Source organism: Parerythrobacter lutipelagi (genome assembly GCF_005434975.1).
GTDB classification, from domain to species: domain Bacteria; phylum Pseudomonadota; class Alphaproteobacteria; order Sphingomonadales; family Sphingomonadaceae; genus Parerythrobacter_A; species Parerythrobacter_A lutipelagi.
Genome location: NZ_SKCJ01000001.1, coordinates 999,661 through 1,025,514 on the forward strand (window position 1 = coordinate 999,661; position 25,854 = coordinate 1,025,514).

Annotated in this window: 22 protein-coding genes; 11 read left to right on the forward strand and 11 right to left on the reverse strand. The window is 61.1% G+C overall.

Features of this window, described 5'->3' with window-relative positions; all coding sequences use genetic code 11:
- Positions 1 to 4: 4 nt before the first annotated feature.
- Positions 5 to 2,335, reverse strand: a complete 2,331-nt coding sequence (locus E0502_RS04990) for a CDC48 family AAA ATPase (RefSeq protein WP_137676819.1) — start codon at positions 2,333 to 2,335, stop codon at positions 5 to 7.
- A 448-nt stretch (positions 2,336 to 2,783) separates the two neighbouring features.
- Between E0502_RS04990 and E0502_RS04995 the strand changes: the two genes are divergently transcribed.
- From E0502_RS04995 to E0502_RS05020, 6 genes are all read left to right on the forward strand, one after another.
- On the forward strand, positions 2,784 to 3,503 hold the full coding sequence (locus tag E0502_RS04995; RefSeq protein ID WP_137676820.1) for a CoA transferase subunit A: 720 nt from the start codon (positions 2,784 to 2,786) through the stop codon (positions 3,501 to 3,503).
- A gap of 7 nt (positions 3,504 to 3,510) precedes the next feature.
- On the forward strand, positions 3,511 to 4,473 hold the full coding sequence (locus tag E0502_RS05000; protein ID WP_137676821.1) for an HAD family hydrolase: 963 nt from the start codon (positions 3,511 to 3,513) through the stop codon (positions 4,471 to 4,473).
- A gap of 4 nt (positions 4,474 to 4,477) precedes the next feature.
- Positions 4,478 to 5,113 carry a CoA transferase subunit B gene (locus tag E0502_RS05005; protein ID WP_137676822.1) on the forward strand — a complete coding sequence of 212 codons (636 nt, stop codon included), beginning with the start codon at positions 4,478 to 4,480 and terminating at the stop codon, positions 5,111 to 5,113.
- A gap of 1 nt (position 5,114) precedes the next feature.
- Entirely contained in the window at positions 5,115 to 6,263 is a 1,149-nt protein-coding gene (locus E0502_RS05010) for a CaiB/BaiF CoA transferase family protein (RefSeq protein WP_240048869.1), read from the forward strand.
- Positions 6,264 to 6,332: 69 nt separating this feature from the next.
- Positions 6,333 to 6,875, forward strand: coding sequence for a GbsR/MarR family transcriptional regulator (locus E0502_RS05015; protein ID WP_137676824.1), 543 nt, complete (start codon positions 6,333 to 6,335; stop codon positions 6,873 to 6,875).
- An 82-nt stretch (positions 6,876 to 6,957) separates the two neighbouring features.
- Positions 6,958 to 7,356: a hypothetical protein gene (locus tag E0502_RS05020; RefSeq protein WP_137676825.1), complete on the forward strand. Its 399-nt coding sequence runs from the start codon at positions 6,958 to 6,960 to the stop codon at positions 7,354 to 7,356.
- A 76-nt stretch (positions 7,357 to 7,432) separates the two neighbouring features.
- Here E0502_RS05020 and metK read toward each other — a convergent pair whose 3' ends face one another.
- The 6 genes from metK to hisS form a co-directional block, all read right to left on the reverse strand.
- Complete coding sequence (gene metK, locus E0502_RS05025; protein WP_137676826.1) at positions 7,433 to 8,644, reverse strand: methionine adenosyltransferase; 1,212 nt, start codon at positions 8,642 to 8,644, stop codon at positions 7,433 to 7,435.
- Positions 8,645 to 8,684: 40 nt separating this feature from the next.
- Positions 8,685 to 10,262 (reverse strand): apolipoprotein N-acyltransferase, encoded by a 1,578-nt coding sequence (gene lnt / locus E0502_RS05030; protein WP_137676827.1) that lies wholly within the window; start codon positions 10,260 to 10,262, stop codon positions 8,685 to 8,687.
- Positions 10,263 to 10,309: 47 nt separating this feature from the next.
- A complete protein-coding gene (locus E0502_RS05035; protein ID WP_137676828.1) occupies positions 10,310 to 10,984 on the reverse strand; it encodes a DUF4167 domain-containing protein in 675 nt (224 codons plus the stop codon).
- A 259-nt stretch (positions 10,985 to 11,243) separates the two neighbouring features.
- Positions 11,244 to 12,065: a peptide chain release factor N(5)-glutamine methyltransferase gene (prmC, locus tag E0502_RS05040; protein WP_137676829.1), complete on the reverse strand. Its 822-nt coding sequence runs from the start codon at positions 12,063 to 12,065 to the stop codon at positions 11,244 to 11,246.
- A gap of 10 nt (positions 12,066 to 12,075) precedes the next feature.
- Positions 12,076 to 13,143 (reverse strand): peptide chain release factor 1, encoded by a 1,068-nt coding sequence (gene prfA, locus E0502_RS05045; protein ID WP_137676830.1) that lies wholly within the window; start codon positions 13,141 to 13,143, stop codon positions 12,076 to 12,078.
- Positions 13,144 to 13,420: 277 nt separating this feature from the next.
- Complete coding sequence (gene hisS, locus E0502_RS05050) at positions 13,421 to 14,698, reverse strand: histidine--tRNA ligase (protein ID WP_137676831.1); 1,278 nt, start codon at positions 14,696 to 14,698, stop codon at positions 13,421 to 13,423.
- A 100-nt stretch (positions 14,699 to 14,798) separates the two neighbouring features.
- On the opposite strand from hisS, the gene ppa reads away from it, so the two are divergent.
- Positions 14,799 to 15,326 carry an inorganic diphosphatase gene (gene ppa / locus E0502_RS05055; RefSeq protein ID WP_137676832.1) on the forward strand — a complete coding sequence of 176 codons (528 nt, stop codon included), beginning with the start codon at positions 14,799 to 14,801 and terminating at the stop codon, positions 15,324 to 15,326.
- Between the two features lie 54 nt (positions 15,327 to 15,380).
- Here ppa and E0502_RS05060 read toward each other — a convergent pair whose 3' ends face one another.
- The 3 genes from E0502_RS05060 to E0502_RS05070 are packed head-to-tail and all read right to left on the reverse strand — an operon-like array spanning position 15,381 to position 18,596.
- Positions 15,381 to 16,808 (reverse strand): mechanosensitive ion channel family protein, encoded by a 1,428-nt coding sequence (locus E0502_RS05060; protein WP_137676833.1) that lies wholly within the window; start codon positions 16,806 to 16,808, stop codon positions 15,381 to 15,383.
- Positions 16,809 to 16,811: 3 nt separating this feature from the next.
- Positions 16,812 to 18,158, reverse strand: a complete 1,347-nt coding sequence (locus E0502_RS05065) for a TldD/PmbA family protein (protein ID WP_137676834.1) — start codon at positions 18,156 to 18,158, stop codon at positions 16,812 to 16,814.
- 48 nt (positions 18,159 to 18,206) lie between these two features.
- Positions 18,207 to 18,596 carry a hypothetical protein gene (locus tag E0502_RS05070; protein ID WP_137676835.1) on the reverse strand — a complete coding sequence of 130 codons (390 nt, stop codon included), beginning with the start codon at positions 18,594 to 18,596 and terminating at the stop codon, positions 18,207 to 18,209.
- A 219-nt stretch (positions 18,597 to 18,815) separates the two neighbouring features.
- On the opposite strand from E0502_RS05070, the gene lptB reads away from it, so the two are divergent.
- The 4 genes from lptB to trmB all read left to right on the forward strand — a co-directional run bounded on the left by lptB (position 18,816) and on the right by trmB (position 22,878).
- Positions 18,816 to 19,598: an LPS export ABC transporter ATP-binding protein gene (lptB, locus tag E0502_RS05075; protein ID WP_137676836.1), complete on the forward strand. Its 783-nt coding sequence runs from the start codon at positions 18,816 to 18,818 to the stop codon at positions 19,596 to 19,598.
- 26 nt (positions 19,599 to 19,624) lie between these two features.
- Entirely contained in the window at positions 19,625 to 21,082 is a 1,458-nt protein-coding gene (rpoN, locus tag E0502_RS05080; RefSeq protein WP_137676837.1) for an RNA polymerase factor sigma-54, read from the forward strand.
- Positions 21,083 to 21,241: 159 nt separating this feature from the next.
- The gene (ctrA, locus tag E0502_RS05085; RefSeq protein ID WP_137676838.1) at positions 21,242 to 21,937 is read left to right on the forward strand and encodes a response regulator transcription factor CtrA; all 696 of its coding nucleotides are present in this window, start codon (positions 21,242 to 21,244) and stop codon (positions 21,935 to 21,937) included.
- A gap of 236 nt (positions 21,938 to 22,173) precedes the next feature.
- Positions 22,174 to 22,878 carry a tRNA (guanine(46)-N(7))-methyltransferase TrmB gene (gene trmB / locus E0502_RS05090; RefSeq protein ID WP_137676839.1) on the forward strand — a complete coding sequence of 235 codons (705 nt, stop codon included), beginning with the start codon at positions 22,174 to 22,176 and terminating at the stop codon, positions 22,876 to 22,878.
- Here the strand turns inward: trmB and E0502_RS05095 are convergent.
- Positions 22,875 to 25,757 (reverse strand): M16 family metallopeptidase, encoded by a 2,883-nt coding sequence (locus E0502_RS05095; RefSeq protein ID WP_161593705.1) that lies wholly within the window; start codon positions 25,755 to 25,757, stop codon positions 22,875 to 22,877. The two genes, trmB and E0502_RS05095, sit on opposite strands and share 4 nt — an antisense overlap.
- Positions 25,758 to 25,854 lie beyond the last annotated feature (97 nt).

Consider the following 25,854-nt stretch of genomic DNA (forward strand, 5'->3'; position numbering starts at 1 on the left):
CGCCCTATTCGACGGGCGTAACCTCGACCCCCCCGTGTTTGCGGTCGCGCACCGGCTCGACCATTCCTTCGTGGATGAAACCGATTGGATTGACCTCGGCTGCTCGTTTCTTCAGCTCGCCGCGCATCTTTTTGTATTCGTCTTCCATCTTTATCGTCACGGTCGCGCGCGAATCTTTCAGCGCTTCCTCGAAGTCGGCTGCCTTGACCTCCTTCACATCGCTCCCGGCGCGGCGCAAAGCGTTCAGTCCGGCGCGGCGCACCACGTCTTCGAGGTCTGCTCCGGTAAAGCGATCGGTCTTTCCTGCGATTTTCGCCAGGTCGACATCATCGGCCAGCGGCATTTCCGAAGTATGGATGCCGAGGATTTGCTCCCGGCCCTTCTCGTCAGGCGTGCCGACATAGACCAGTTCGTCGAACCGGCCCGGACGCAGCAATGCGGGATCGACCAGGGTAGGGCGGTTGGTCGCGCCAATCACCACGACAGATTGCAATTCCTCAAGCCCGTCCATCTCCGCCAGAATCGTGTTGACCACCCGGCCGGTGACCTGCGGCTCGCCCTGGCCTGATCCCCGCGCAGGCACGAGGCTGTCGATCTCGTCGATGAACACCACACAAGGCGCAACCGAACGGGCGCGCTGGAACATGCGGGCGATCTGTTGCTCGCTTTCGCCGTACCATTTGCTCAGCAGGTCCGAGCTCTTCATCGAGATGAAATTCGCTTCGGCTTCCTTGGCGACGGCTTTCGCCAGCAATGTCTTGCCGGTTCCCGGGGGCCCATAGAGCAGGAAACCCTGCGCCGGGCGGATCCCCAGCCGCTGGAATGCCTCGGCATTCTTCAAGGGCAGTTCGATACCTTCCTTGAGCTTGTCGATCGCGTCGTCGACGCCGCCGATATCGTCCCACCCGACATTGGGCACCTGCACCATGACTTCGCGCATTGCCGATGGCTGGACGCGCTTGAGCGCCGAGAGGAAATCTCCCCGCGTCACGCACAGATCATCGAGCACTTCCTGCGGTACAGTCTGCTCGTCCAGATTGATCTTCGGCATGATCCGGCGCACCGCTTCGATTGCGGCTTCACGGGTCAGCGCCGCAATATCGGCTCCGACAAAGCCGTGAGTCACTTTGGCCAGTTCGTGTAGCTCGACCTTTTCCTCCAGCGGCATGCCGCGAGTATGGATGGCAAGGATTTCGCGCCGCCCGCGCTCGTCGGGTACACCGATCACGATTTCGCGGTCGAACCGGCCGGGCCGCCGCAAGGCTTCATCGATTGCGTCGGGGCGATTGGTTGCCGCGATCACCACGAGATTTGAACGCGCCTCGATCCCGTCCATCAGCGTAAGCAACTGTGCGACCAGACGCTTCTCCGCCTCGCCTGACACGCGGTCTCGCTTCGGCGCAATCGAGTCGATTTCGTCGATGAATACAATCGCCGGCGAGGCCTTGGCGGCTGCTTCGAACACCTCGCGGAGGCGCTTCTCGCTCTCGCCATAGCCGGAACCCATGATCTCGGGACCGTTGATGGTGAAAAACTCGGCATCGCTTTCATTGGCCACGGCTTGCGCAAGCCGGGTCTTTCCGGTGCCGGGCGGGCCATGGAGGAGCACCCCCTTGGGCGGATCGACGCCAAGGCGGGTAAACAGCTCGGGATAGCGCAGCGGCAGCTCCACCATCTCGCGCAATTGCTGGATCGTATCGTCGATACCACCGACATCGTCGTAATTCACGCCGGCTCGCGGATCGCGCGGTTCTTCGTAATCCGCGCGCAGTTCGACCTCGGTCTCCTCGTCGATATGGACGATGCCCTTCGGCGTGGTCGAGGCGACCGACAGGCGAATCTGCGTCAGCGCATAGGCCGGAGCGTTGAACATGCGCTGCACTTCGGGCGGCATATTGCGCACGGGCTGCTGCCCGGTCGTGGCGACGAGATCGCCCGCCACCACCGGCTTACGAAAGAAATTTCGTTTCAGCGCCTGAGTCGGCCCTTGCAGCCGCATGTCTTTTTGCGCCGGCGCGAAAACGACACGCTTGGCCGGCTTCGATTCAACCCGGCGAACCTTGACGTGCTCGCCTGAGCCGACCTCGGCATTACCGCGCTGGAGGCCGTCGAGCCGGATAACATCGAGCGCCTGGTCTTCGTCATAGGCTGACATGGCGATTGCCGGGGTTGCCCGCTTGCCTTCGATTTCGACAACATCGCCTTCGGTGATGCCCAGCGTCTGGAATGCGCTGCGGGGCATTCGGACAATGCCCTGTCCGCTCTCTTCCTGCCGCGCTGCCGCAACCTGTAATCTTACTGTCCGTTCTTCCGTTGCGACATCTGCTTCGGCCATATGGCAAGCGCTCCCAGTCCAGGCATTCGTTTATCGCCCTCTAGCTAGGGACGCATTCTACCTGTTGCAAATGAACGAGTGTTCGCTTTGTGCCTCGGGAGCTTTCCGTGCGGCCCGGGCAAGAAAAAAGCCCCGGCGGAAGAACCACCGGGGCTGAAAGTCTTGGGAGAGGATGCCTAAAAGGCAGGGAGACATATGCGAGCACGCAGAAAATTGTGCAAGTGCGAAAAGAACATTCCCTGTTGCATTTTTTGCAATCTACTGAACTGGCTGATATCAAGGGATAAAGTGCGATTTCAATCTCCGGGACAGAGGGGGGTTGAGTGAAAGGAATCGATTGCGCTGCATTGCAGCATTGCACGTCCGGATACGGCTCCCGCAGTTTTGGCTAAAGGGTGACAGGCTCGCTAGCCCGGCCTAAAGACGCTGGAATCGACAGGGAGTAGTCATGAACAAGCTTTATCCTGATGCAGCAGCCGCGCTTGAAGGCCTGTTGCATGATGAGATGCTGATAGCCGCAGGCGGTTTCGGCCTGTGCGGAATTCCAGAACGACTCCTCGATGCGATTCGCGATAGCGGCGTGAAGAACCTGACATTCGCCAGCAACAACGCCGGGATCGACAACGAAGGCATCGGGAAACTGCTGCGCACCCGACAAGTCCGGAAGATGATCAGTTCCTATGTCGGTGAAAACAAGGAATTCGAACGGCAGTTTTTGTCCGGCGAACTGGAGGTTGAATTCTGCCCGCAAGGAACCTTGGCCGAACGGATGCGCGCAGGCGGTGCCGGCATTCCGGGATTTTACACCAGGACCGGCGTCGGTACACAGGTGGCCGAAGGCAAGGAAGTGAAGAGCTTCGACGGCGCCGGCGGCCCGGAAGACTACATCCTCGAACACGGAATTTTTGCCGATCTGTCCATCGTGAAAGCCTGGAAGGCAGATGAAACCGGCAACCTGATGTTTCGCAAAACCGCGCGCAACTTCAACTTGCCGGCCGCAACTTGCGGCAAGACCTGCGTGGTTGAAGTCGAAGAAATCGTTCCGGCCGGCGCGCTCGATCCGGACTGCGTACATCTGCCTGGCGTCTATGTGCAGCGGATGATTGTCGGCGCACCGTATGACAAGCAGATCGAATTCCGCACGACGCGCGAGCGGGCAGAGGCCTGATCGGCCCATGATGGAGAGGCCTTTTTTGCGTGTCGGCCTGTTGCTGGCGATGTCGGGCGTTCTATCCGGCTGTGTGGCGGCGGCCATTCCGGTTGTTGCCGGTGGCCTGATGATCGGCGGTCGGGGCGATGATGGTAGCTCGGACGACACGGAATCGAGCGCATCGGCACGGGTCGATACCCCGATCGAAACGGTTACTGATCGGGCAGCGGTAGAACCGGTTGCCAGCCCGGAACCGGTTGGCGAACTTGCAGCCCTTCCCGATGATGAGCCGCCTCAGGGTGTGCGGCCCGAAGATGGCATCGACGGACTTGCCGACGGCGCCGCAGAGCCGGTCGATACACCGCTGCGCGCCGTAGCTGTCGCAATCCCGGAAGCTTCGCAGTCAGGTGGCCGCCCGGCCCTGTCGTTGCGCGCTTATGATTCGTTCTATTCCTATGTCGATTCGCAGGCGCGCCGCGACCCAGTCGAACGGCCTCGTGAGTCCGCTCTGCTGACATCGCCCGGAACGCTTCGCCCGGACCGGACGGAATGCAGCATCCGCCCGCCTGCGGTGTTGATCGATCTCGATCCGGGAGACGGAATGTTCGATCATGCAGTGAGTCCGGCACAAAACAACGCTCTGAGCCAGATGCTGGCTGCAATGCGGATGCAGGATATTGAAATCTTCTGGATTTCGTCGGTGCCCGCGGTTCAGGCCGGGGCGGTACGGCAGACGCTGGCTGCAAGCGGGCTCGATCCCAAGGGTGACGACAACCTGCTGCTTATGCGCAATGGCGAGGACCGCAAACAGGAGCGGCGCCGCGATCTGGACGAGACACATTGTCTTGTCGCCATTGCCGGCGACACGCGCGCCGATTTTGATGAACTCTACGCCTATCTCAAGGACCGCAGCACCGCGCAGCCGCTCGAAGAGCTGGTTGGCGCCGGCTGGTTCCTCACCCCACTCCCGATTGAGCAAGGACAATAACACCATGCCCTGGACCCGTGACGATATGGCCGCCCGCGCCGCGAAGGAATTGCAGGACGGTTATTATGTGAACCTCGGGATCGGCATCCCGACGCTTGTGGCGAACCATATTCCGGATGGCATGGATGTTACACTCCAGAGCGAAAACGGAATGCTCGGCATCGGCCCGTTCCCCTATGACGATGAAGTCGATCCGGACCTGATCAATGCGGGTAAACAAACCATCAGTGAATTACCGCACAGCGCCTATTTCGACAGCGCGGCAAGCTTCGCCATGATCCGCGGCGGCCACATCGACCTGACCGTGCTGGGCGCGATGGAAGTGGCCGAGAACGGCGACATCGCCAACTGGATGATCCCCGGCAAAATGATCAAGGGCATGGGCGGCGCAATGGACCTTGTCGCCGGGGTCAAGAAGATCATCGTGGTCATGGATCACACCAGCAAGGCAGGCGATCCGAAATTCATCCCGCACTGCACGCTTCCGCTGACCGGGCAGAATGTTGTCGATATGATCATCACCAATCTGGCGGTGTTCCACCGGCCCGATCACACCAGCCCGTTCAAGCTGATCGAACTGGCTCCCGATGTTTCGGCGGATGAAGTCGCCGCGAAGACCACCGCGCATTACGTCAGCTAGTGTGGCCGGTGCTGCGCTGAACACGCCGCTGCACGGCCTGCGCGTGGTCGAACTCGCGCGCGTTTTGGCCGGACCTTTCGCCGGACAAATCTTCGCCGATCTCGGCGCAGAGGTGATCAAGGTCGAGAGCCCTGATGGAGACGGAACCCGGCAATGGGGTCCGCCATGGATTACCCGCGACAACGGTGATCGGGAAGCGGCCTATTACCACGCCTGCAACCGGGGAAAGCGCAGCGTGGTCGCCGATTTCAACGTGGAGGAGGATTTGGCGCGTGTGCGTCAAATCTGCTCCACCGCCGATGTCGTGATCGAAAACTTCAAGCCGGGTGCGCTGGAGAAATACGGCCTCGACTACGACAGCCTGGCCGAGAATGCAGACAGGCTGATTTATTGTTCGATCTCCGGCTTCGGGCAGGACGGACCACGGCGAAATGAGCCGGGGTACGACTTTGTTGTCCAGGCCATGAGCGGACTGATGTCGATTACCGGAGAGCCGGAGGGCGAGCCGATGAAATCGGGCGTGTCGATGTCGGACCTCGCATGCGGGCTCTGGTCGGCCAACGCCATCCAGGCGGCACTGTTGATGCGTGAGCGGACCGGCAGGGGCCAATGGATCGATATGTCGCTGCTCGATTGTTCCGTTGGGCTACTTGCCAATCAGGCGACGAGTTATTTTGCGACCGGTCTAAACCCCCCGCGCAAAGGCAATGCTCATGCACAAGTCGTGCCTTACGGGGTGTTCGAGGTTAGCGACGGCGCTGTGGTGCTGGCCCCAGCCAACGACCGGCTTTTCGTCAGGCTCATGCGGGTGCTCAAACGAGATGATCTCGGCTCGGATGCGCGCTTGCAAGACAACGCGGGCCGGATCGAGCACCGGGACTGGCTCGAATCGGAGATCACCCGCGAGGTCATCTGCTGGACAAGTAAAGCGTTGCTGGAAGCCTGTCGCACGGCCGGCGTTCCGGCTGGACCGATCCACGATCTCGAGAACGTCTTCGCTGACCCACAAGTCATGGCGCGCGAAATGGCCGTAGAGGCTGAAGGCATCACAGGTGTGCGTAGCCCATTCCGCTTTTCAAATGCAGAACTGGCGCTTGGCGAGCCGTCGCCGCGGCTCGGACAGCATGACTGGCCGGACTGGCAAAATTGATCGCACGGTTGCGCGCTTGACAGCGACTTGAAATCGCGTATTTCTGTTTTGACAGAAATTGGTGACAGAATGAGCGTTTTCGATATCCCTGAAGCCCGTGCCTTCATTCTTCATTGGGGTGAGATGGGAACACATTGGGGGGTCAATCGCTCCGTCGCGCAGATCCACGCGCTGCTCTATCTCTCCGATCGCCCGTTGCATGCCGAGGAAATTTGCGAAACACTCGGCCTCGCCCGGTCGAATGTGTCGAACGGTGTGAAGGAACTGCAGGGCTACGGGATTGTCCGGCGCACCCATATCGAGGGCGACCGGCGGGACCATTTCACCGCAGAGACTGACTTGTGGGAAATGCTCACGCGGATCGTTTCCGAACGCAAGCGCCGCGAGATCGACCCCACCATTGAAGCGCTCCAGCGGCTAAGCGCGGACATGGTCGGGCGCACTGACGTTCCTGCGCACGTCCGCGATCGGATCGGCCGAATGCACGAGTTCATTGGCACTCTCGGCAGCTGGTATGATGATGTTCGCGCACTGCCCAAAACGACTCTGATCACTCTCATGAAGCTCGGCAGCAAAGTCGCCCGCTTCATTCCCGGCAAGGCCAAAGACTAAACCCCAAAGCAAGGAGGCGACAGACAAGAGAAAGACCCATGCCGCAATATTTCTGTAATTCCCGAAATTACAGGAGTTTGATATGTTCGTTTCAGCCATTTACGCCGCCTATCTCGCGATCAGTATCGGACTGACGATCTGGGTCGCCCGGACCCTCTCGAGCAACGGCGAGATTTTCCTGATTGATTGCTTTGGTCACGATGGCGAACTTGCCCGTTCGACCAACCACTTGCTGGTCGTCGGCTTCTACCTCGTGAATCTCGGCTTCATTCTGCTCGCGCTGCAATTCGGCACGCCGCCAGAAACACTGCCGGAAGCGATCCGCTTCCTCTCCAGCAAAGTCGGGCTTGCCGTCATTGTCCTCGGCGCGATGCACTTCTTCAACATGAATGCGATTGCCAAATTCGGCCGCAAGGTCGGGGGCTGGCTGAATGAACAGAAGTGGGCAGCACAGGCTCGACCGGCCGAACGCCTCGAGTAGGGGTGTTTCTCGATTAAGAGGTACTGGGGAGTTGCGGGCGCCGCATGCGCTGGCGCCCGCTTTCTCTCCGGAAGCTTTAGTTCAAAGCAGCCTTCAGTTCTTCAACCAGATCGGTGCGCTCCCACGGGAAGGCATCGCCTTCGGGGGTGCGGCCGAAATGGCCGTAGGACGCGCTCTGGCGATAAATCGGCTTGTTAAGCCCCAAATGCGTACGGATCGCACGTGGGGTCAGTCCGCCAAGCTTATCGATTGAGCGGATAGCATCTTCCAGCTTGGCATCGTCAACCGTGCCGGTGCCGTGGGTGTCGACATAGAGTGACAGCGGTTTGGACACGCCGATGGCATAGCTGAGCTGGATCGTGCACCGGGTAGCCAGGCCAGCGGCAACGATGTTCTTCGCCAGATAGCGGGTAATGTAAGCAGCCGAACGATCGACCTTGGTCGGGTCCTTGCCACTGAACGCACCACCGCCGTGTGGAGCAGCGCCGCCATAGGTATCGACGATGATCTTGCGCCCGGTCAGGCCCGCGTCCCCATCGGGACCGCCAATTTCAAACGTACCTGTCGGATTGATATGCCACTCGGTCTCGTCGGACACAAAGCCTGCCGGCAGGATCGCGTTGACCACGCCCTTAACATAGGCATGAAGCTCGGCTTCCTTGTCGCCCGTATCATAACCGGGCGCATGCTGGGTCGAGACGACCACTGCCGTGCAGGCGACAGGCTTGCCATTGTCGTAGCGAAGCGTGACCTGGCTCTTGCTGTCTGGCTCGAGGAAGGGCGCGGTGCCGTTCTTGCGGTCTGTTGCCAGCTGCGCGAGAATCTTGTGGCTGTAATCAATCGGCGCCGGCATCAGGTCAGGCGTTTCATCGCATGCATAGCCGAACATGATGCCCTGGTCGCCCGCACCTTCATCCTTGTTGCCGCTTGCATCGACGCCTTGCGCAATATGCGCGCTCTGGCCGTGCAAATGGTTTTCGAAGGTCAGCGTTTTCCAGTGAAAGCCATCCTGCTCGTAACCGATTTCGCGCACGATACCGCGAACAGTGTCTTCGATTTCCTGCTCAATACCGGGCGCCCATTCGCCGTCCTTGTCCATGATGCCATTGCCGCGAATTTCGCCGGCCAGCACCACGCGTTGTGTCGTCGTCAGCGTTTCGCAAGCGACGCGCGCCTCAGAATCTTTCGACAGGAAAAGATCGACGATAGCGTCGGAAATCTGGTCGGACACTTTGTCCGGATGGCCTTCGGAAACGCTTTCCGAAGTGAACAGGTAATTGCTGCGCATGGGACCCCATATAAAGAAAGCTTTATGTCTGTCGCGCGGTCTAGCTTCCCTTCCGGCGTGTGGCAACCAGCGAAACGGCAATCAGGATCAGAGCCCAGCCGAGCGGCAACCAATTGCCCAGGCGGCTGAACGCTGTCGGCGCGCGGGCAGGGGGAACGGTTCCGTCGATCCGGTCACGCCGGTGCATGCCGATATGGCTGCGCACCACGCCGCGCGCGTCGATTACCGCGCTGATGCCGGTGGTGGTCGACCGGAGCACTGGAAGGCCTTCTTCAATAGCGCGGAGTCGCGCTTGCGCCAGATGCTGCGGCGGACCGAAACTGCCGAACCAGCCATCGTTCGACGGGTTGAAAAGGTAATCGGGCCGCATATCCGGATCGACTACCTGGCCAGAGAACACGATTTCATAGCAGATCTGGATGCCCGCTTTTCCCCAGTCGCCAAGCTCCAGCGTTCGCGGACCGGGGCCGGGCAGGAAATCGATATTGCCGGCAACCAGCCGCGTTGCACCGAGCGGCTCCAGCAGCCAACGCAGCGCGAGATACTCGCCGTAGGGAACCAGATGCGCCTTGTCGTAGCCTTCGCCGACGATGCGGCCTTCGCTGTCGATCGCGGTGACCGCATTGCGTGCCCCGACAAGTTTTTCGCCCTCGAATTCCAGATCGACCGCTCCGGTCAGCAAGAGGCTATCGTCACCGATCGCCCGGCCGATACGCCGCCGTGCGAACGCCGGATCATCGCGAGGGGTCACGCCCTTGTAATAACGCAGCGGATAGCCGTCCTGAAGATAGTCGGGCACGCCGGACTCGGGCCACAGGACAAGCCGTGGTTCGGCTTCGGAACGGTTGACCGAGAGCAGCGCAATGCGTGCGAACTGCTCTTCAAACTTGCTTTGGTCGTTCAGTTCTTCCTGCCGCAGATCGGGCTGGACCAGAGTGAATGCAATAGTGCCCTCCTCGCCTTTGGGTGCAGGAAAATACATCGCCCCAGCCAACACCGCGGCAAGAACCAGCATTGCCAGAACCCGCTTGCGGGCCAGTAATGTGCCAAGAGCAATCGCGATCAGGACAGACAGCGCGGACAGTGCATAGGTGCCAAGCCACGGCAACGCGGCCGCAATCCCTGGCCGATCCCACGGACCGAGCAGCATCAGGCCGAGCGGGTCCCAGGCATAACCGGTGAACACCCAGCTGCGCAGCCATTCGGAGATGGTCCAGCAACCGGCCAAGGCCACACCGAAGACGCCGAGGCCTGCCTTGCGCGCTATCAGATGAGCGCCAAGTGCAGCCAGCGCCGGGTAGACTGCCAGATAGAGCGACAGCAGCGGCACTGCGACCCAACCCAGAACGGCGGGCATTTCAGCCTGATAGGTAAAGGCAGTCGCGATCCAGTTGTTCGCCAGCGTGAAATGCGCGACGCCGAACAACCAGCCGAGGCTGAACGCGCGCTTCCAGGTCTTGGCCTGCCAGACAAGCCAAACAAAGCCCGCAACGCCGATCAGCGCAAGCGGCCAGGCATGGATGGGAGGAAAGCCAAGCGCTGCAAGCAGGCCGAAAGCCATCGCCGCAATGCGCGGGTGACCGGCCAGCCACTGCAGAAGTGTATCTATACCGCCCATCGCGCCGACCTGTTCCGGCCTCACATCACGCGGTCGAGCATGTCCGCTCAGCCGACCGCTTCGACGGTTTCACCATCGGCGCTCGGCTTGCGTCGGCGCGGAGGAAGCTTGCGCTTGGGCTTTTCTTCTTCGGCCGAGCTGTCGCTGATCGAAGGTGGCAGCACTGAAGCGTCGATCTCGGTCGCGCTGTCCTTCTTGGACCTGGCTGCGCGCGGCTTGCGCGGCTTAGACGGCTTGGGCGCTTTCGGCTTTTCGCGATCTTCGTCATCGCCGCCCTGGCGCGAGAATGGATTCTCCCCGTCATCGGCGTCTTCGCCCTCGCGCCCACGCCTGGGCTGGAAATCCTGATCGTCACGACGATTGCGCGGATTGTGCCGGCCTTTGGCGCGACGATTGTCGTTGTCGTCCGCATCGCCATCATCGTCGCCGGAATCGCCGCGCTCGTCCTGGCGTTTGCCACGCGCTTCTTCCTGACGCGCCTTGTTGTCAGCGATTACGCGAAAATAGTGATCAGCGAATTGCAGGTAATATTCGGCCTGCACACGGTCGCCATGATGCTGCGCATCCTGCGCGAGCTTCTTGTACTTGTCGAGAAGCTGCGGCGCATTGCCGCGCGAACGGTTGTCGATCCGGTTGGCCGCGTTGCCGCCGCCCTGGTTACGGTTGCTGGTGTTGTTACTGCGGCCACGGCCGCGGCGGTTGTTATTACGATTATTATTCAAGGAATACTCTTCCTTATCAACGACCTTGGCGGGCTCTGTCGCCGGCCAATACTGGTCACATGACCCCTCGCCACGCCAGCTGTATCGCCAGTCGTGGTGCCCCATCTGCTGAACCGTATCACAGACCCTGCGGCCCGGACGTATTTGCAAAGGTTGGAGCTAAGGTCAGGCGGGAAACAACGCTTTCGGGAAATCCGGCGCGCCATAATCCGCTGGCCTTGGCCTAGAGTTAGAGCCTGCTGCAGCTTTTGCCAAGCCTTTATGTGAGAATCAGCCCGCGCGGCCTGTTGGCAAGATCTCTTACCAGATGCACCGCAAAGCCATGTTCGAGCGCCAGTGCCGTGACCGCCGCATCCTGCCGGTGCCCGATTTCGAAAACCGCGAAACCTTCCGGATCGAGCAGCGAGCGCAAAAGCGGTATGATGCGCCGGTAATCGTCAAGGCCGTCTTTGCCGGCAAACAATGCGCCAACCGGTTCGAAATCGCTCACATCGGGATCGAGCCTGGCATCCACTTCCACGTAGGGCGGATTGGCAATGACCAGATCGAATTGGCCAAGACCGTTCATCCAGTCACGCTTCGACCAGTCGCGCTGCTGCATTACCACGCGATTTGCAAGACCAAGCGAATGCGCATTCTTGCTGGCAATCCCGAGCGCAGCCTTGGAGCGATCGATGCCCGTGCCGCGCCAACCCGGTTTTTCAGCCAGCAGGGTGAGCAGCAGCGCACCCGAACCGGTCCCGAGATCGAGCATGCTTCCAGTCCTACCCATGCGGTCGATGGCCGGGTCGATCAGCGCTTCGCTATCGCTGCGCGGGATCAGAACATCAGGCGAGACAGTAAATTCCCGCCCGTAAAACTCCTGCCGGCCGAGGATATAGGCAATAGGCTCATGATTCAGACGCCGTTCGAGCATTGCCTCGAAGTCCGGCGGAACGATCAAATCAGTTGCGCGCAGCAGCAGGTCCGACCGGCTGAGCCCGAGCGCTTCAGCCATCAGCAATTCGGCATCGAGACGCGGCGTAGCAGAGCTGTCCGCCAGCCGGGCCGCCGCCTCGCGCAAGGTATCGAGCACGCTCACTGTTCCCGCCTCATGCTTCAAGCGCGGCGAGACGCTTGGCCTCGTCCTCGGAAATCAGCGCATCGACCAGTTCGCCGAGCCCCGGACCAGCCAGCACTTCTTCAAGCTTGTGCAAAGTCAGGCCGATGCGGTGATCGGTCACCCGCCCTTGCGGAAAATTGTACGTGCGGATGCGCTCGGAGCGGTCGCCGCTGCCGACCATCGCCTTGCGTGCTTCGGCCTCTGCGCCTTGCGCCTCATCGCGCTGCTGCTCGAACAGGCGGGCACGCAGGACCTGCATCGCCTTTTCCTTGTTCTTGTGCTGGCTGCGCCCGTCCTGGCAGGTGACAACCGTGCCGGTCGGCAGATGGGTGATGCGCACCGCGCTGTCGGTGGTGTTGACGTGCTGGCCGCCCGCCCCGCTGGCGCGGTAGACATCAATCTTGAGGTCTTTTTCCTCGATCCGCACATCAACTTCATCGGGTTCGGGCAGCACGGCGACGGTCGCCGCCGAGGTGTGGATGCGCCCGCCGCTTTCCGTCACCGGCACGCGTTGCACGCGGTGGACCCCGCTCTCGAACTTGAGCTTGGCAAACACCCCGCTGCCGGTGACGTTGGCGACAATTTCCTTGAAGCCCCCGACTTCGCTGGCGTTCATGCTGACCGGCTCGATCCGCCAGCCCTGCTCGGCGGCGAAGCGTTCATACATGCGGTACAGATCGCCTGCGAACAGCGCCGCTTCATCGCCGCCTGTGCCGGCGCGGATTTCCAGCATGGCGGGTTTCCCATCGGCGCTGTCCCGCGGGAGCAGAGCCACGGCGAGCTGACGCTCAGCCTCGGGCAGGCGCTGCTGAACATCGGCCAGCTCGTCCTCCGCCATTGCCTTCATCTCGGGGTCGGCGAGCATTTCTGTCAGCCCGTCGATCTCCTCGCGCATGGCCTGCACTTCGGCCGTCAATCTGGCGACCGGCTCCAGCTCGGCATAGTCACGCGATGCCTGGACGAACTCCTCGCCCACAAGCTGCCCCGACGCCATGCGCGCCTCAAGCTCGGCAAAGCGGTTGGCGATCTGTCGCAAACGTTCGGCTGGGATGGTCATAGGTTTTGAACTTGACACTAGCTTGACGAAGTTGACACGGTGTCAAGCTGTAGGGCTTTGCTTATCCTCTTGATTTTTCGCACTTTTCTTGCGTTCGCTTGCGATTGGCGTTTCAGGGCAGTCCCCCGGGGGTGTTCCGCCGACGATTGGGTTCCTGCCTCTCATAGCGAAGCCCGGGGTCTGTAGGAAAGCGGAAAGCCAAACCACCGTCATCCCGGCCCCCGAGCCGGGATCCCGCTTTTTCGAGCACAGCGCGAGAAGGCAGCGGGCCCCCGGGTCAAGCCCGGGGTGACGCCAATGATCCAAAACTCGCAGAATTCGAGAGCAGGTCAGCAATTCTGTCCACGAGAGCCTCCTCGCTGCTTCGGACAGGAGAGCCGAGCTGTCCTTGACCGCCGAGTGATAGGATCGCCCTTGGGTTCAGCTTGGATGCTTTATCGAAACGCTTTCTGGGCGAACCTGACGAGATCAGTTCAGCAGTCAAACCATCTTGGCGCAGCAATCTAAGAGCTGAGATGCCCTGCCCGATGAATGAATCGTCTTCGACAATCACGATCACATCAGCAGGAGCCTGGTCATTTTCCCCCACCAGCATCGCCAGCCGCTCGATCCCCGCTGCCCAGCCCACTGCGGGTGTCGATGCGCCGCCGAGGCTTTCCATCAGGCCATCGTAGCGACCGCCGCCCAGGATCGTGCTCTGGCTGCCGAGCTTGCCTGCCGCTTCGCTACCCTCGTCGGGGATGAATTCAAACGCGGTGTGCCGGTAATAGTCGAGCCCGCGGACCAAGCTTTCCGCGCGGGTCCATTTGACGCCCGCTGCATCTAGACCGCTGGTCACGGCTTCGAAGAATGCCTTCGCTTCGTCGGTCAGGAAATCGTCGATCCGCGGTGCATTGCCGAGGAACTTGCGATCGCGCGGGTCCTTGCTGTCGAGGATGCGCAGCGGGTTCTTCTCCAGCCGCTCCTGCGAATCCTCGGACAGTTCGCCGCGAACCGCACTGAAATACTCGACCAGCGCGGCGCGCCACGCCTCACGGCTGTCGCCATCGCCGAGCGTGTTCAAGTGCAGTGTCACATCCTCAATCCCGAGCTCGCGGATGATCTGGTCCGCCATTGCGAGCAGTTCCACATCGGCCTGCGGTTCCGCCGCGCCGATGATCTCCGCGTCGATCTGGTGGAACTGGCGATAGCGGCCCTTCTGCGGGCGCTCGTAACGGAACAGCGGGCCGTGCGTTGCCAGCTTGAGCGGCGCGTGCTGCTGCCAGCCATTGGTCAGATAGGCGCGCGCGATCCCGGCGGTGAATTCCGGGCGCAGGGTGAGCGATTCGCCGCCGCGATCGTCAAAGCTGTACATTTCCTTCGAGACGATATCGGTCGTCTCGCCGATCGAGCGGGCGAACACCTCGGTCTTTTCAAACACCGGCATCTCGGCGCGGCGGAAGCGGTAGAGTTTGCGCACGCGTTCGAACGTCTCGACCACGAAGGCAAACGCCTCTGCATCGGGTCCGAAAATATCCTGCGTGCCACGGATGGCTTGCGGTGTGTTCTTGCTCATAGCCGCGCGCTTAGGCGAGTGTTCGGCTCGCGGCAATATTGCCGCAATGCAGCAAATTCTTTCTTGGCGTGCCTATCCGGCGAGCCTAAAGGCCCCTGCCATGAACATCAGCAAAATTCCCGTCGGCGACAATCCGCCCGAAAGCCTCAACGTCATCATCGAAGTGCCCACCGGGGGCGAACCGGTGAAGTACGAGTTCGACAAGGCCAGCGGCGCACTGTTCGTCGACCGCATCCTGCACACGCCGATGCGCTATCCGGCCAATTATGGTTTCGTGCCGCACACGCTCAGCCCCGACGGCGATCCGCTCGACGCGCTGGTCATCGCGCGTTCCCCGTTCATCGCGGGCTGTGTCGTGCGCGCGCGCCCGATCGGTGTGCTGAATCTGGAAGACGAACATGGCGGCGACGAGAAACTGATCTGCGTGCCGGTCGACACGACTTTCCCCTATTACTCGGACGTTGGTGAAACCAAGGATTTGCCGTCGATCATCTTCCAGCAGATCGAGCACTTCTTCACGCACTACAAGGATCTCGAAGCGGAGAAGTGGGTGCGGATCGGCAAATGGGGTGACGCGGCAGAAGCGCGCACCATCGTCGAGGAAGCGATTGCCCGTTACGCAGGCTGAGCAGAACCCGGCCTGCGTGCCCGGCGTTGGTCTCGCTTCAGCGTTGCCGCGATGTCATTCGACGGGCCGTGACGAATCGAGCAAATCGACGTCCTGATCGGCTGACGTGCTGCGTTCCTTTTCGACCATTTCAGCGATCTCGTCTTTCGGGGCGACATCGTCTTCAATCGCAGCTTCGCTTTCGACTGGATGCGGCTTCGGCGGCGCTTTGCGCTGTGTCTTGCGAGCCGCCTTCGCTGGCGGCGCGGCGGCATCCGTTGCCACCGGCAAGGAATCGGCATTGTGCAGGGGCAGCGGCATAGTGCGTTCATCGAATCGAAGGCGATAAATTGGCTCGGGCAATCCGAAGCCGCCCTCTTCCAATGCCCGCTTGACTGCCGCAATCGAGCGGCTTTTCGCCTTGTACCAATCGGCTTCCCGCTGGTCGATCCAGGCAAGAAAGCTGATCACGATATTGCTGTCACCAACCTGCAGGACCCGTGCCTCGGGCGGCGGTTGGTCGACAATGAAGGGCAACGATTTCAGTGTCTCACGGCCAAGATGGCGCGCCGCATCGGGATCGTCATCGGCATCGATACCGAGCTCGAAATCGAACCGGCGCTGCGGATTGGTGGTGAAGTTCAGGATCACCGCCCTGAACACCTGCCCATTGGGGATGCGCAGATGATTCCCGTCGAGCGTCATCAGGATCGTTGCGCGGCTGGTGAGCCGGATCACCCGGCCTTCCTTGTCGTCGATCAACACGTGATCGTTGGCCCGGAAGGGTTGCCGCAGGCTGAGCATGAGGGACGCGACATAGTTCTCGATGGTATCACGCATGGCGAAACCGAGCGCGATGCCGACCACGCCCGCCCCGCCGAGGACCGCACCGAGCAACGCGCCCGCCCCCAGCATATCCAGACCGATCACCAGCCCGATGATTACGAACACGAAGCGGATCGCGCTTGCCACCAGTTCGGCCAGAAACGGGTTGGGCGTCACTCTGCGCCAGAAAGAGGAGAAACTCGCCAGAAGATAGCCGAACGCACCGATCAGAACGGCCACAAACAAAGCGACGGCAAGGAGAGGCAATAACTTCAACCAGCCAGCCGCGCGATCGGTCAGGGTTTCCAGCGCGCCAAGCCCGCTGTCGACCGAGAGGTCGCGCTCGACCGAATTCTCCACCGTTGCCACTTCGAACCGTCCGGCAATCGCTTCTGCCCGGTCGATTGCCGCCTGATCGGGCGCAAATCCCGTCAGCGTCACAACCCCTTCGCTGACCTCGACTTCGACCGCGCTGAGCGAGGGGACTTCAGCGAATATCTCGCGAATCCGGGTCGCGATGCGGCTATCGGCTGCCGGATCGCGCGTTTCCTGCAGCGGCTGAGCCGGAGCGGACACTTCCGGCTCGGCGGTTTCCGGCGCAGCGGGCAGCAATGCAAGCGCAGGCGCAGCAAGGCACAACAGCCACAGTCCTGCCAAAGCGCGCAGCAATGTTTGCATCCCTTACTCTCCCGCTATCGTCATCCCGTCGATCCGCAACGTCGGCACATTGACCGACCGGTCAAACGAAATGTCGTCCGCTGCCGTTAAAGCGGCGAACATGGTCACAAGGTTCCCGGCAATCGTGAATTCGGCCACCGGTTCCGCCAGCTTGCCGCCTCGAATGCGAAAACCTGCTGCCGCCCGGCTATAATCGCCGGTGACGGCATTGACCCCCTGGCCAATCAATTCTGTAACGAAAACCCCGTCTGCGATGTCGCCGATCAGATCGTCCGGAGTGCAAGTCCCCGGTTCGAGAAGGACATTGGTGGCGGAGATACCAGGAGCGCCTGACGCGCCGCGCACCGCATGGCCGGTCGGTTCAATGCCCAGCTGGTTGGCGCTTGCCATATTGGTCAACCAGCCTGTCACCCTTCCATGTTCGACCAGCGCGCGGGGCGAAGTTGCCAGCCCTTCGCCATCGAACGGGCGCGAGCGCAGGCCGCGTTGCCGATGCGGGTCGTCGAGGATCCGGATTGCAGAAGGGAAAATCTCTTCCTCCAGCCGGTCGAGCAACCAGGTCGATCGGCGCGCGGCGGCCATACCGCTCATCGCACCGAGCAAATGGCCGATCAGCGAACCGCCGACGCGCGGATCGAACACGACCGGCATCGTCCCGCTTGGCAATGGCACCGGGTTCAGCCGCGCGACGCTGCGCTTTCCCGCTTCGCTGCCCACCCATGCGCAATCGGGCAAGTCCGCGCAGTGGCGTGCCGAGCGGGCCTCGTAGTCGCGTTGCATGTGGTCGCCCTCACCGGCAATCATGCTGGCGCTGAGGAAATGGCTGGTCGCACCATAGGCGGCAGCAAAGCCGTTGCTGGTGGCGAGCGCAACCGTCGATCGGCCATAGCCAGCGGTCGCACCATTGGAGTTGCTCACCCCGTCGATAGCGCGCGCCGCGTCTTCGACCTCGAGCGCCCGCTCACGAAGTGTTTCTGGTGCAAGCTCGCTGCGATCGATCAGGTCGAAATCCTCGAACGGGCCCTGTGCAAGACGCTCGGGCGGAGCCAGTGCCGCATAGCGGTCCTCTGGCGCGTGACGCGCCATGGCCACGGCGCGGTCGGCCATTTCGCTCAAGGCAGAACCGCTGAAGTCGCTTCCGCCGGTGCTGGCGGAGCGGTTGCCGACAAAGACCCGCAGCCCGACCGACTCATCTTCCGACCGCTCGACATCCTCCAGCGCACCCAGCCGCACACCGACGCTTTCGGATGCACTGCCTGTGGCGACCGCATCGGCCGCGTCCGCGCCGGCAGCTTTCGCCAGCTCAACAAGTTGCAGGGCCCGGTCGCGGGCGTGTTCGAATGAAATCATTCGGCCGGTTAATCGTTCACGGACTGTCAGGCAATGACAGCGGCGCGCTTAGCCGTTGGCGAGGAAAACCTTGATCGCACCGGTTATCAGGAAAGGCAGCCCGATAGCCATCAGCCAGAGAACAATCTGATCGCGCCGGAATGCACCGGACAGGTTCGGATCGGCCGCCTCGTGGTCGGACAGGTCACGCCAGCGCCGTTCGAACACCCGGCAAGCCGGGATGATGGCGGCCACCAGAACAATCAGGACAATATACGGCATGATCGAGCCGCCAGCCGTCTTCATCGCACCTGTGGTCACGAATATCTGCAAGCCGGTATAAGCGAGCAACGCCCAGGCGACATTGTCGCTCATCGAACGGCGCCAATCGCGCCCGTTCGCCTGCGCGCCTGCATGTGCCGCGTTATCCGTGCCAGTCTCTTCGAGCGCCTTTGCCATGCGCCATCTCCCATGTCCTCTTCCGAAACGGAGTATTCCACTTCGGGCGCAGACAATCAAGGACGGTAACCAAAGCTCGTCTGTGCACGGCGCTCGTCGAAGCGGGAATGCTCCATGCAATGCTCCATGCAATACTCCATGCAATACTCCATGCAGGAATCCTGCCAATTCTCCGACAGCAGGGGTTTGCAAGCCCCGCTGGCTTGCTAAAAGGAAGCGATGAGCATGACCGATCAGCTTGAACAGGCTTCGAAAACCGACGCGACGGCACCGCTGCCGAACGGCGGGCTGGAAGTTGTCTCTATCGCGAAGAGCTATGACAAGCGCGCAGTGCTGACCGATATATCGCTGACCGTGGCGAAAGGCGAAGTGCTCGGTCTTCTGGGGCCGAACGGGGCAGGCAAGACGACTTGCTTCTATTCCATCATGGGCCTGGTGAAGCCTGATTCGGGCCGCATTCTGATGGATGGCGAGGATGTAACCAAGCTGCCGATGTATCGCCGCGCGATTCTGGGCCTTGGCTATCTGCCACAGGAAACAAGCATTTTTCGCGGAATGACGGTCGAGCAAAACATAAATTGCGTGCTCGAAATGGTCGAACCCGATGCGGCAACGCGCAGCGACGAGCTGGAGCGCTTGCTCGACGAATTCGGACTTACCCGGCTACGCGAAAGCGCGGCAATGGCGCTTTCAGGTGGTGAGCGGCGACGCTGCGAAATTGCCCGCGCACTGGCGGCCAAACCATCGATCATGCTGCTCGACGAACCGTTCGCCGGGATCGACCCGCTTTCGATCAGCGATATTCGCGATCTGGTTGCCGATCTCAAGACGCGCGGTATCGGCGTGCTGATCACCGACCATAATGTGCGCGAAACGCTCGAAATCGTCGATCGCGCCTGCATCATTTATGGCGGGCAAGTGCTGTTTGCCGGGACGCCGCAGGATCTCGTTGCCGACGAGAATGTGAAGCGCCTGTATCTCGGCGAATCTTTCACCCTGTGATGCGAACGCGCGGCGGGGTCTAGATCATGGCGCTGGGTCCCCGGTTAGACCTTAGGCAATCGCAATCGCTGGTGATGACGCCGCAGTTGCAGCAGGCGATCAAGCTGCTGGCGCTGTCCAACCTCGAGATCGAGACTTTCATCGGCGATGCGCTGGAGTCGAACCCGCTGCTCGAAGCGGGCGAGGTGCAGCGCGAAGATGGCAGCGAGAGCGACCAGATCGCACCCGCCGAGCCAAGTTCTGACAGCGGCGAAGGCGACAGTGCGCTGGATATCGATAGCTCAGCACTCGATCGCGACCGCGATACCGGCGATGGCGAATGGGGCAGCGCCGGGGGCGGCGGCCCGCAGGGCGATCTGCCCGACTTTGAAAATCAGAGCGGCGCGGAAACGACGCTGGCGGACCATTTGCTTGAACAGGTTGGCGCTGCCGCAGGTGATATTCGGGAAGAATTTCTGGCCCGGCACCTGATCGGTTTGCTGGATGAAGCCGGCTATCTGACCTCGGGCTTGCGAGAGACTGCCGCGGATCTGGGCGTGTTGCCCGCAGAACTCGAACGCGCGCTCGCCGTGGTGCAGACGCTCGACCCCACCGGCGTCGGTGCACGCACCCTGTCCGAATGCCTCGCGCTTCAGGCGCAGGAAGCCGACCGCTACGACCCCTGCATGGCGCGGCTGATCGACAATCTGGAGCTTGTGGCGCGTGGAGAATTCACCCGGCTCAAACGGATGTGCCAGGTCGATGACGAAGATTTTGCTGAAATGCTGTCCGAATTGCGCGGCTACGACCCGAAGCCCGGTTTGCAGTTCGGCGGCGCGGCAGAGGCGGCCATCGTGCCGGACATTCTGCTTAATCCGGCAGACGACGGTGGGTGGGATATCCGCATCAACCAGGCGACATTGCCGCGCCTGGTGGTCAATCGCGAATATTACGTAGAAATGAAAAGCGGCTGCACCGACAAGGCAAGCCGGGCATGGCTCGGTGAAAAGCTCGCCGACGCGAACTGGCTGATCAAAGCGCTCGACCAACGGCAGAAGACCATTCTCAAGACGGCTGCGGAAATCGTGAAGAAGCAGGATGGCTTCTTTCGTCGCGGCGTTTCGGAACTGCGTCCGCTAACCCTGCGCGAAGTGGCCGAGGAAATCGAGATGCACGAAAGCACGGTCAGCCGGGTGACGAGCAACAAGTACCTGCATTGCGATCGCGGCACGTTCGAGCTGAAGTACTTCTTCACCAGCGGAGTGGGCCGGATGGGCGAAGGGGCCGATGGCGAAGGTGCCAGCTCGGAAAGCGTGAAGGCCCGCATCAAGGCGCTGACTGACGAGGAAGATCCGAAAAAAATCCTCTCGGACGACAAGCTGGTGGACTTGCTCAAGGCGGAAGGCTTCGACCTGGCCCGACGGACGGTCGCCAAATACCGCGAAGCCATGGGGATCGGCTCAAGCGTGCAGCGCCGCCGCCAGAAAAAGCTGCAAGGTCTCTAAAGCACGCAAATCCTAGTGTGACTCGAAAGACTCACGCAAAAAAACGAATGGCGCTTTACCTGCCGTTAACCTTTTTTCTTCAGACCTCGTGTGGTTAATACAGGTCAACACCTCTGAACGAGGGGTTACCAGGGTTTGGGGCAAAAGGGGAAACCACCCATGCGTGTACTGTTGATTGAAGACGAGCCGACAACGGCAAAGGCAATCGAGCTGATGCTGACGACCGAAGGCTTCAACGTCTACTCTACGGACCTGGGCGAGGAAGGCCTCGATCTGGGCAAGCTGTATGATTACGACATCATCCTGCTCGACCTCAACCTGCCGGACATGCACGGCTACGATGTGCTCAAGAAGTTGCGCGTCGCCAAGGTGCAGACCCCGGTCCTGATCCTTTCCGGCATTGCCGAAATGGACAGCAAGATTCGCTCGTTCGGCTTCGGCGCGGACGATTATGTGACCAAGCCGTTCCACCGCGAAGAGCTGGTCGCCCGCATCCACGCCGTGGTGCGTCGTTCGAAGGGCCACAGCCAGTCGATCATCCGCACCGGCAAACTGGCGGTCAACCTCGATGCGAAGACTGTCGAAGTCGACGGTGCACGGGTCCACCTGACCGGCAAGGAATATGCGATGCTCGAGCTGCTTTCGCTGCGCAAGGGCACTACGCTGACCAAGGAAATGTTCCTCAACCACCTGTATGGCGGGATGGACGAACCCGAACTCAAGATCATCGACGTATTTATCTGCAAGCTGCGCAAAAAGCTGAGCCACGCATGCGGCGGCGAGAACTACATCGAGACCGTGTGGGGCCGCGGCTATGTGCTGCGCGATCCGCAGGAAGAGGCCGAAGCGGCCTGATACCAGAAGAATTTTCCTGGATGGGGGACGCGCCCGGGGTGGAAACGCCTCGGGCGTTTTTCTTTGCCCGGTGCTGCCGTTGTCCTGTTCGGTAACCCGCCACCGCAAAGATCAAAGACGTTGCCCGGGAAATGGATCAAACAGCTTCCGCATTTTTAGGAGGTTTTGGCCGGTCGGTGTAGCGGGAAACCGTTGCACAGTGGACCACGCTTTCCCGAACCGCTAGGGCGCGCGCCATGTCTGCATTCAAGGAAGGCGATCCGACCACCCTCAACCGGCTCTATGGCCGGAGCCAGGGCAAACCCCTGCGGCCCCGTCAACAGGGTCTGGTCGATGACTTGCTGCCACAAATAGCCGTGCCGGCCGAAGGCCCGGTTACCGCCGAGCGGTTGTTCGGGGACGATCGCCCGCTGCATTTCGAGATCGGTTTCGGCGGCGGCGAACACCTGGCCTATCGGGCCGATTTGCTGCCCGATCATGGCTTTGTCGGAGCGGAGCCATTCCTCAATGGCGTCGCACAAGCGTTGACCCATGTCGAAGATCGGCGGCTGCCCAATGTGCGCCTGCATATGGGCGATGCACTGGAAGTGCTGTCGCGTGTGCCGGATGGTGCGCTGACTCAGCTTTACCTGCTGCATCCCGATCCGTGGCCCAAGAACAAGCACGCGAAGCGCCGGATGATGAATGATGGACCGGTGAAGATGTTTGCCGCCAAGTTGAAGCCCGGCGGCGAGTTCCGTTTCGGCACCGATCACGATGTCTACCTGCGCCACGCCTTGATGGTGATGCAGCGTCACACGGACGTGTTCGAATGGCAGGTCGACGGCCGATCGACCTGGGAGAACCGCCCCTCCGGCTGGCCGGAAACACGGTACGAGCACAAGGCCCGCACCGTGTTCGAACATGAGGTCTGGTACTTCCGTTACCGGCGCAAGGCTTAGTCGCCGCCCTCTTCTTCAGCTTGCGGTATCACCCGGATTTCAACCGGTTCGCCGGTCAGGAATTGCACCGCTGACGCCCGGATGTCGGCGGCCGTGACCGAGCGCAAGACATCAGCGCGATTCTTGCGCCGTTCGAGCGTGACGGGCTTCTTCTGGGCATCCGCCACGACGCCGGCCCAAGCCGCATTGGTCCCTTCAGACCGCTCGTAACTAGCAAGGATCGGCTGACGGGCGCGCAGGATCGCATCCTCGCCCGGAGCGGCATCGACGAATTCCGCCATGAGCGCACGGATCGCGCCTGAAACCTGATCCATCGTTTCCGGGGTAGCCGGCGCGAACAACGTAAGGTGCCCATAGCCTTCGTAGACCGGCGACGCGGAAGACAAAGCGTTCGGAGTGTAAGTCGCGCCCAGTTCCTCGCGCAGGACTTCGTTTGCACGCAGTCCGATCAGGCTCGACAGCAGCTCGCGCGTCAAAGTCGACTTCAAATCTTCATTGTCGTCGGTCGGCCAACTGAGCGAGATCATCCCTTGGTCGGCCTGTCCGGCATGATAGATCGTGCGAACCCCGCGATCCTCGCGGAAAGTCACCTTCGCAGGTTCAGCGCTCGCCAATTCGGGTCGATCGAGAGCGCCGAAGGTCGACGCAACGATCGCGATCGCGCTTTCTTCGTCGATATCCCCGACCAGCGCGATGTCGATCGCTCCGCTCGCAAACTGGGTTCCGACAATTGTCTTCAGATCGGCCATGGACAGATCGACCAGATCCTGTGGGTCGAGCAGGCCGAACCGGGCATCGTCGCCAGCAAGAATCGACGGATACCCGACGCTGAAGCGCTGCAGCGGATCGGCTTTCAGATTGGTGGCGATAATCGGGGCGATGCCTGCATATTGACGCTGCGCCTGTTCGCTGAACGCAGTGTCGGTGACCTGCGCAGCGAAGAGCTGCATCTGCATTTCGAGGTCGCCTGGTGTGGTTGACGCGGCCATGAAAATCGCCTGCTGACCAATATTGTAGCCAAAGCCGACTTGGCGCCCGGCCAGGATCCGCTGCATCTCTTCCGATGTGTGCTTCCCGAAATCGTCCGCGCCGGCAATTACCTGAGCGAGGAGCTGAATACCCGAAGGCGCGGTATCGAGCGCGGACATCCCACTGCCGACTTCGACCTGTACGGCAATCTTGCCCGCTTCGAGATCGGTTTTCCGCAGGTTGAGATTGACACCGTTTGCAAACCGTACGGCGCGAATGCCGAAATAATCCAGCCGCGTATCGGAAACCACCGTGCCGCGGGTTCCGAAGTCGGTATAGGCGAATTCAGCCGTTACGGTCTCTTCGGGTTTGGCCAGCGCTACTGCGGCGCTGTCTTCGAGCACCTGCGCGATCGCCTGTTCCGCTTGATCGAGCGGGGCCGGGCTCGCGATCTGTGCGTAAGCCGGCGCATCACCCCACTTGGCAAGGAAATTCTCGTGCACCAGTTCCGGCGTGATGGTCGGGGCTACGGCCTGATACAGCGCCAGGGTCTGTTCGGGGGATTGCCGCACCGCATTTTGCGTCGATCCGATCGCTAGCTCGTTGGCGATCGCGCTGCTCCGCGCCGAAGCCGACTGCGCCGCGCCAGTTTCGAAGACCGATTTCAGAGCAGACAGACCGTCATCGAGCTCGGACTGGGTAAAACCATACAGCGCCGCCCTGCGCCACTGCTGCTCCGCATCGCGCAAGGCATCTTCCCACCTGTTCTCGATGGCCAGAGTGTAGAGGCCGTAGGTCCTGACCGAATCGTACAACGATTGCGCAGTCGCCTGCCCGCCGAGCGAGGATGGATTTTCGGCCTTGGCGAGCTGTGCCAGCCTCAGATTGATGGCCCGTGCGGCAAGAATGTCCAGCAGCTGCTCGCGAAATTCAGCGACCGTGTTTTCCGGCTGCGAATAAGGCAGCGCGCGTTGCAGATCGGCGAGATAGGGCGTCGCGGGGTCGCTGAAAGTGGCAATCTTCATGCCATCGATTTCAGCCGGGCCCGGAACATATCGCTCACGCGCTTCGCCGGTGCCGTCCCAATCGCTGAACCGGGCGGCAAGCCGCGTTGCCATCTCGGCGGGGTCAAAATCGCCGACAATGACGAGCGTCGCGCGGTCTGGACGGTAATATCCGTGGTAGAATCCGCGCAACGTTTCCGCCGAAATTCCTTCGAACTTGTCCGGCTCGGCAACCCCGCGTTCAGCGATCCGGCTGTCGCTCATGATGTCGTCGACCACACCGAGATGACGCCGCAAGCCTTGGGTATTGCGCACCTGGTATTCGGAAATCAGAATACCCCGCTCGCGCGCGACCGCTTCGGGCGCCATGGTCAGTTCGCCGGCGATCTCGCGCAAGATCATCAGCGAAGTATCGACGGTTTCGTCCTCTACGCTGGGCAGGTCGAGCTTGTACATCGTGTGCTGCGGCAACGTTTCGGCGTTCGTATCGGCGCCGAACGACAGGCCAAGCCGTTCCAGCATCGGGATAAGCTCCCCTTCGGGAATATTTGTCGAGCCGTTGAAAGCCATATGCTCGACGAAATGTGCGGCGCCCTCCTCGGCATCTGCCTCGTCGCGCATGCCGACTTCGATCATCAGTCGCATCGAAGCCTCGCCAACAGGCTGGGTGTTGCGCTTGAGCGCATAGCGCATGCCGTTTTCCAGCTGGCCATACACGACACTCGGATCGGCCTGCAGTTCACCGCCTTCGATGCCCCATGCGGGAATGCCCGGCATGCCTTGCGCCTCGCTGGCGACGGGCGCCTCAGCATCCTGCGCGAAGGCCGGAGCCCCGACCGTGGCAATAGAAAGCGCGACAGCAAAAAGCGACGAACCGCCGAGACGGCGGGCATATGAGAATTTCATTGGTTGCGACCCCGAAGTGAAAAAATGATTTTCAGACAAGATGTTGGCTTGCATTCGGCCTATGTCAATTCGACGACATAACAACTGCAGTCTGCCA

Excerpts from the sequence above, each read along its gene's own strand:
- E0502_RS04990 (WP_137676819.1), bottom strand. The coding sequence starts at position 2,335 with ATGGCCGAAGCAGATGTCGCAACGGAAGAACGGACAGTAAGATTACAG.
- metK (WP_137676826.1), bottom strand. The coding sequence starts at position 8,644 with ATGCGCAGCAATTACCTGTTCACTTCGGAAAGCGTTTCCGAAGGCCAT.
- ppa (WP_137676832.1), top strand. The coding sequence starts at position 14,799 with ATGAACATCAGCAAAATTCCCGTCGGCGACAATCCGCCCGAAAGCCTC.
- ctrA (WP_137676838.1), top strand. The coding sequence starts at position 21,242 with ATGCGTGTACTGTTGATTGAAGACGAGCCGACAACGGCAAAGGCAATC.
- E0502_RS05015 (WP_137676824.1), top strand. The coding sequence starts at position 6,333 with ATGAGCGTTTTCGATATCCCTGAAGCCCGTGCCTTCATTCTTCATTGG.
- lptB (WP_137676836.1), top strand. The coding sequence starts at position 18,816 with ATGAGCATGACCGATCAGCTTGAACAGGCTTCGAAAACCGACGCGACG.
- E0502_RS05095 (WP_161593705.1), bottom strand. The coding sequence starts at position 25,757 with ATGAAATTCTCATATGCCCGCCGTCTCGGCGGTTCGTCGCTTTTTGCT.
- prfA (WP_137676830.1), bottom strand. The coding sequence starts at position 13,143 with ATGACCATCCCAGCCGAACGTTTGCGACAGATCGCCAACCGCTTTGCC.
- E0502_RS05020 (WP_137676825.1), top strand. The coding sequence starts at position 6,958 with ATGTTCGTTTCAGCCATTTACGCCGCCTATCTCGCGATCAGTATCGGA.
- trmB (WP_137676839.1), top strand. The coding sequence starts at position 22,174 with ATGTCTGCATTCAAGGAAGGCGATCCGACCACCCTCAACCGGCTCTAT.
- E0502_RS05065 (WP_137676834.1), bottom strand. The coding sequence starts at position 18,158 with ATGATTTCATTCGAACACGCCCGCGACCGGGCCCTGCAACTTGTTGAG.
- E0502_RS05070 (WP_137676835.1), bottom strand. The coding sequence starts at position 18,596 with ATGGCAAAGGCGCTCGAAGAGACTGGCACGGATAACGCGGCACATGCA.
- lnt (WP_137676827.1), bottom strand. The coding sequence starts at position 10,262 with ATGGGCGGTATAGATACACTTCTGCAGTGGCTGGCCGGTCACCCGCGC.
- E0502_RS05005 (WP_137676822.1), top strand. The coding sequence starts at position 4,478 with ATGCCCTGGACCCGTGACGATATGGCCGCCCGCGCCGCGAAGGAATTG.
- E0502_RS04995 (WP_137676820.1), top strand. The coding sequence starts at position 2,784 with ATGAACAAGCTTTATCCTGATGCAGCAGCCGCGCTTGAAGGCCTGTTG.
- hisS (WP_137676831.1), bottom strand. The coding sequence starts at position 14,698 with ATGAGCAAGAACACACCGCAAGCCATCCGTGGCACGCAGGATATTTTC.
- E0502_RS05060 (WP_137676833.1), bottom strand. The coding sequence starts at position 16,808 with ATGCAAACATTGCTGCGCGCTTTGGCAGGACTGTGGCTGTTGTGCCTT.
- rpoN (WP_137676837.1), top strand. The coding sequence starts at position 19,625 with ATGGCGCTGGGTCCCCGGTTAGACCTTAGGCAATCGCAATCGCTGGTG.
- E0502_RS05000 (WP_137676821.1), top strand. The coding sequence starts at position 3,511 with ATGATGGAGAGGCCTTTTTTGCGTGTCGGCCTGTTGCTGGCGATGTCG.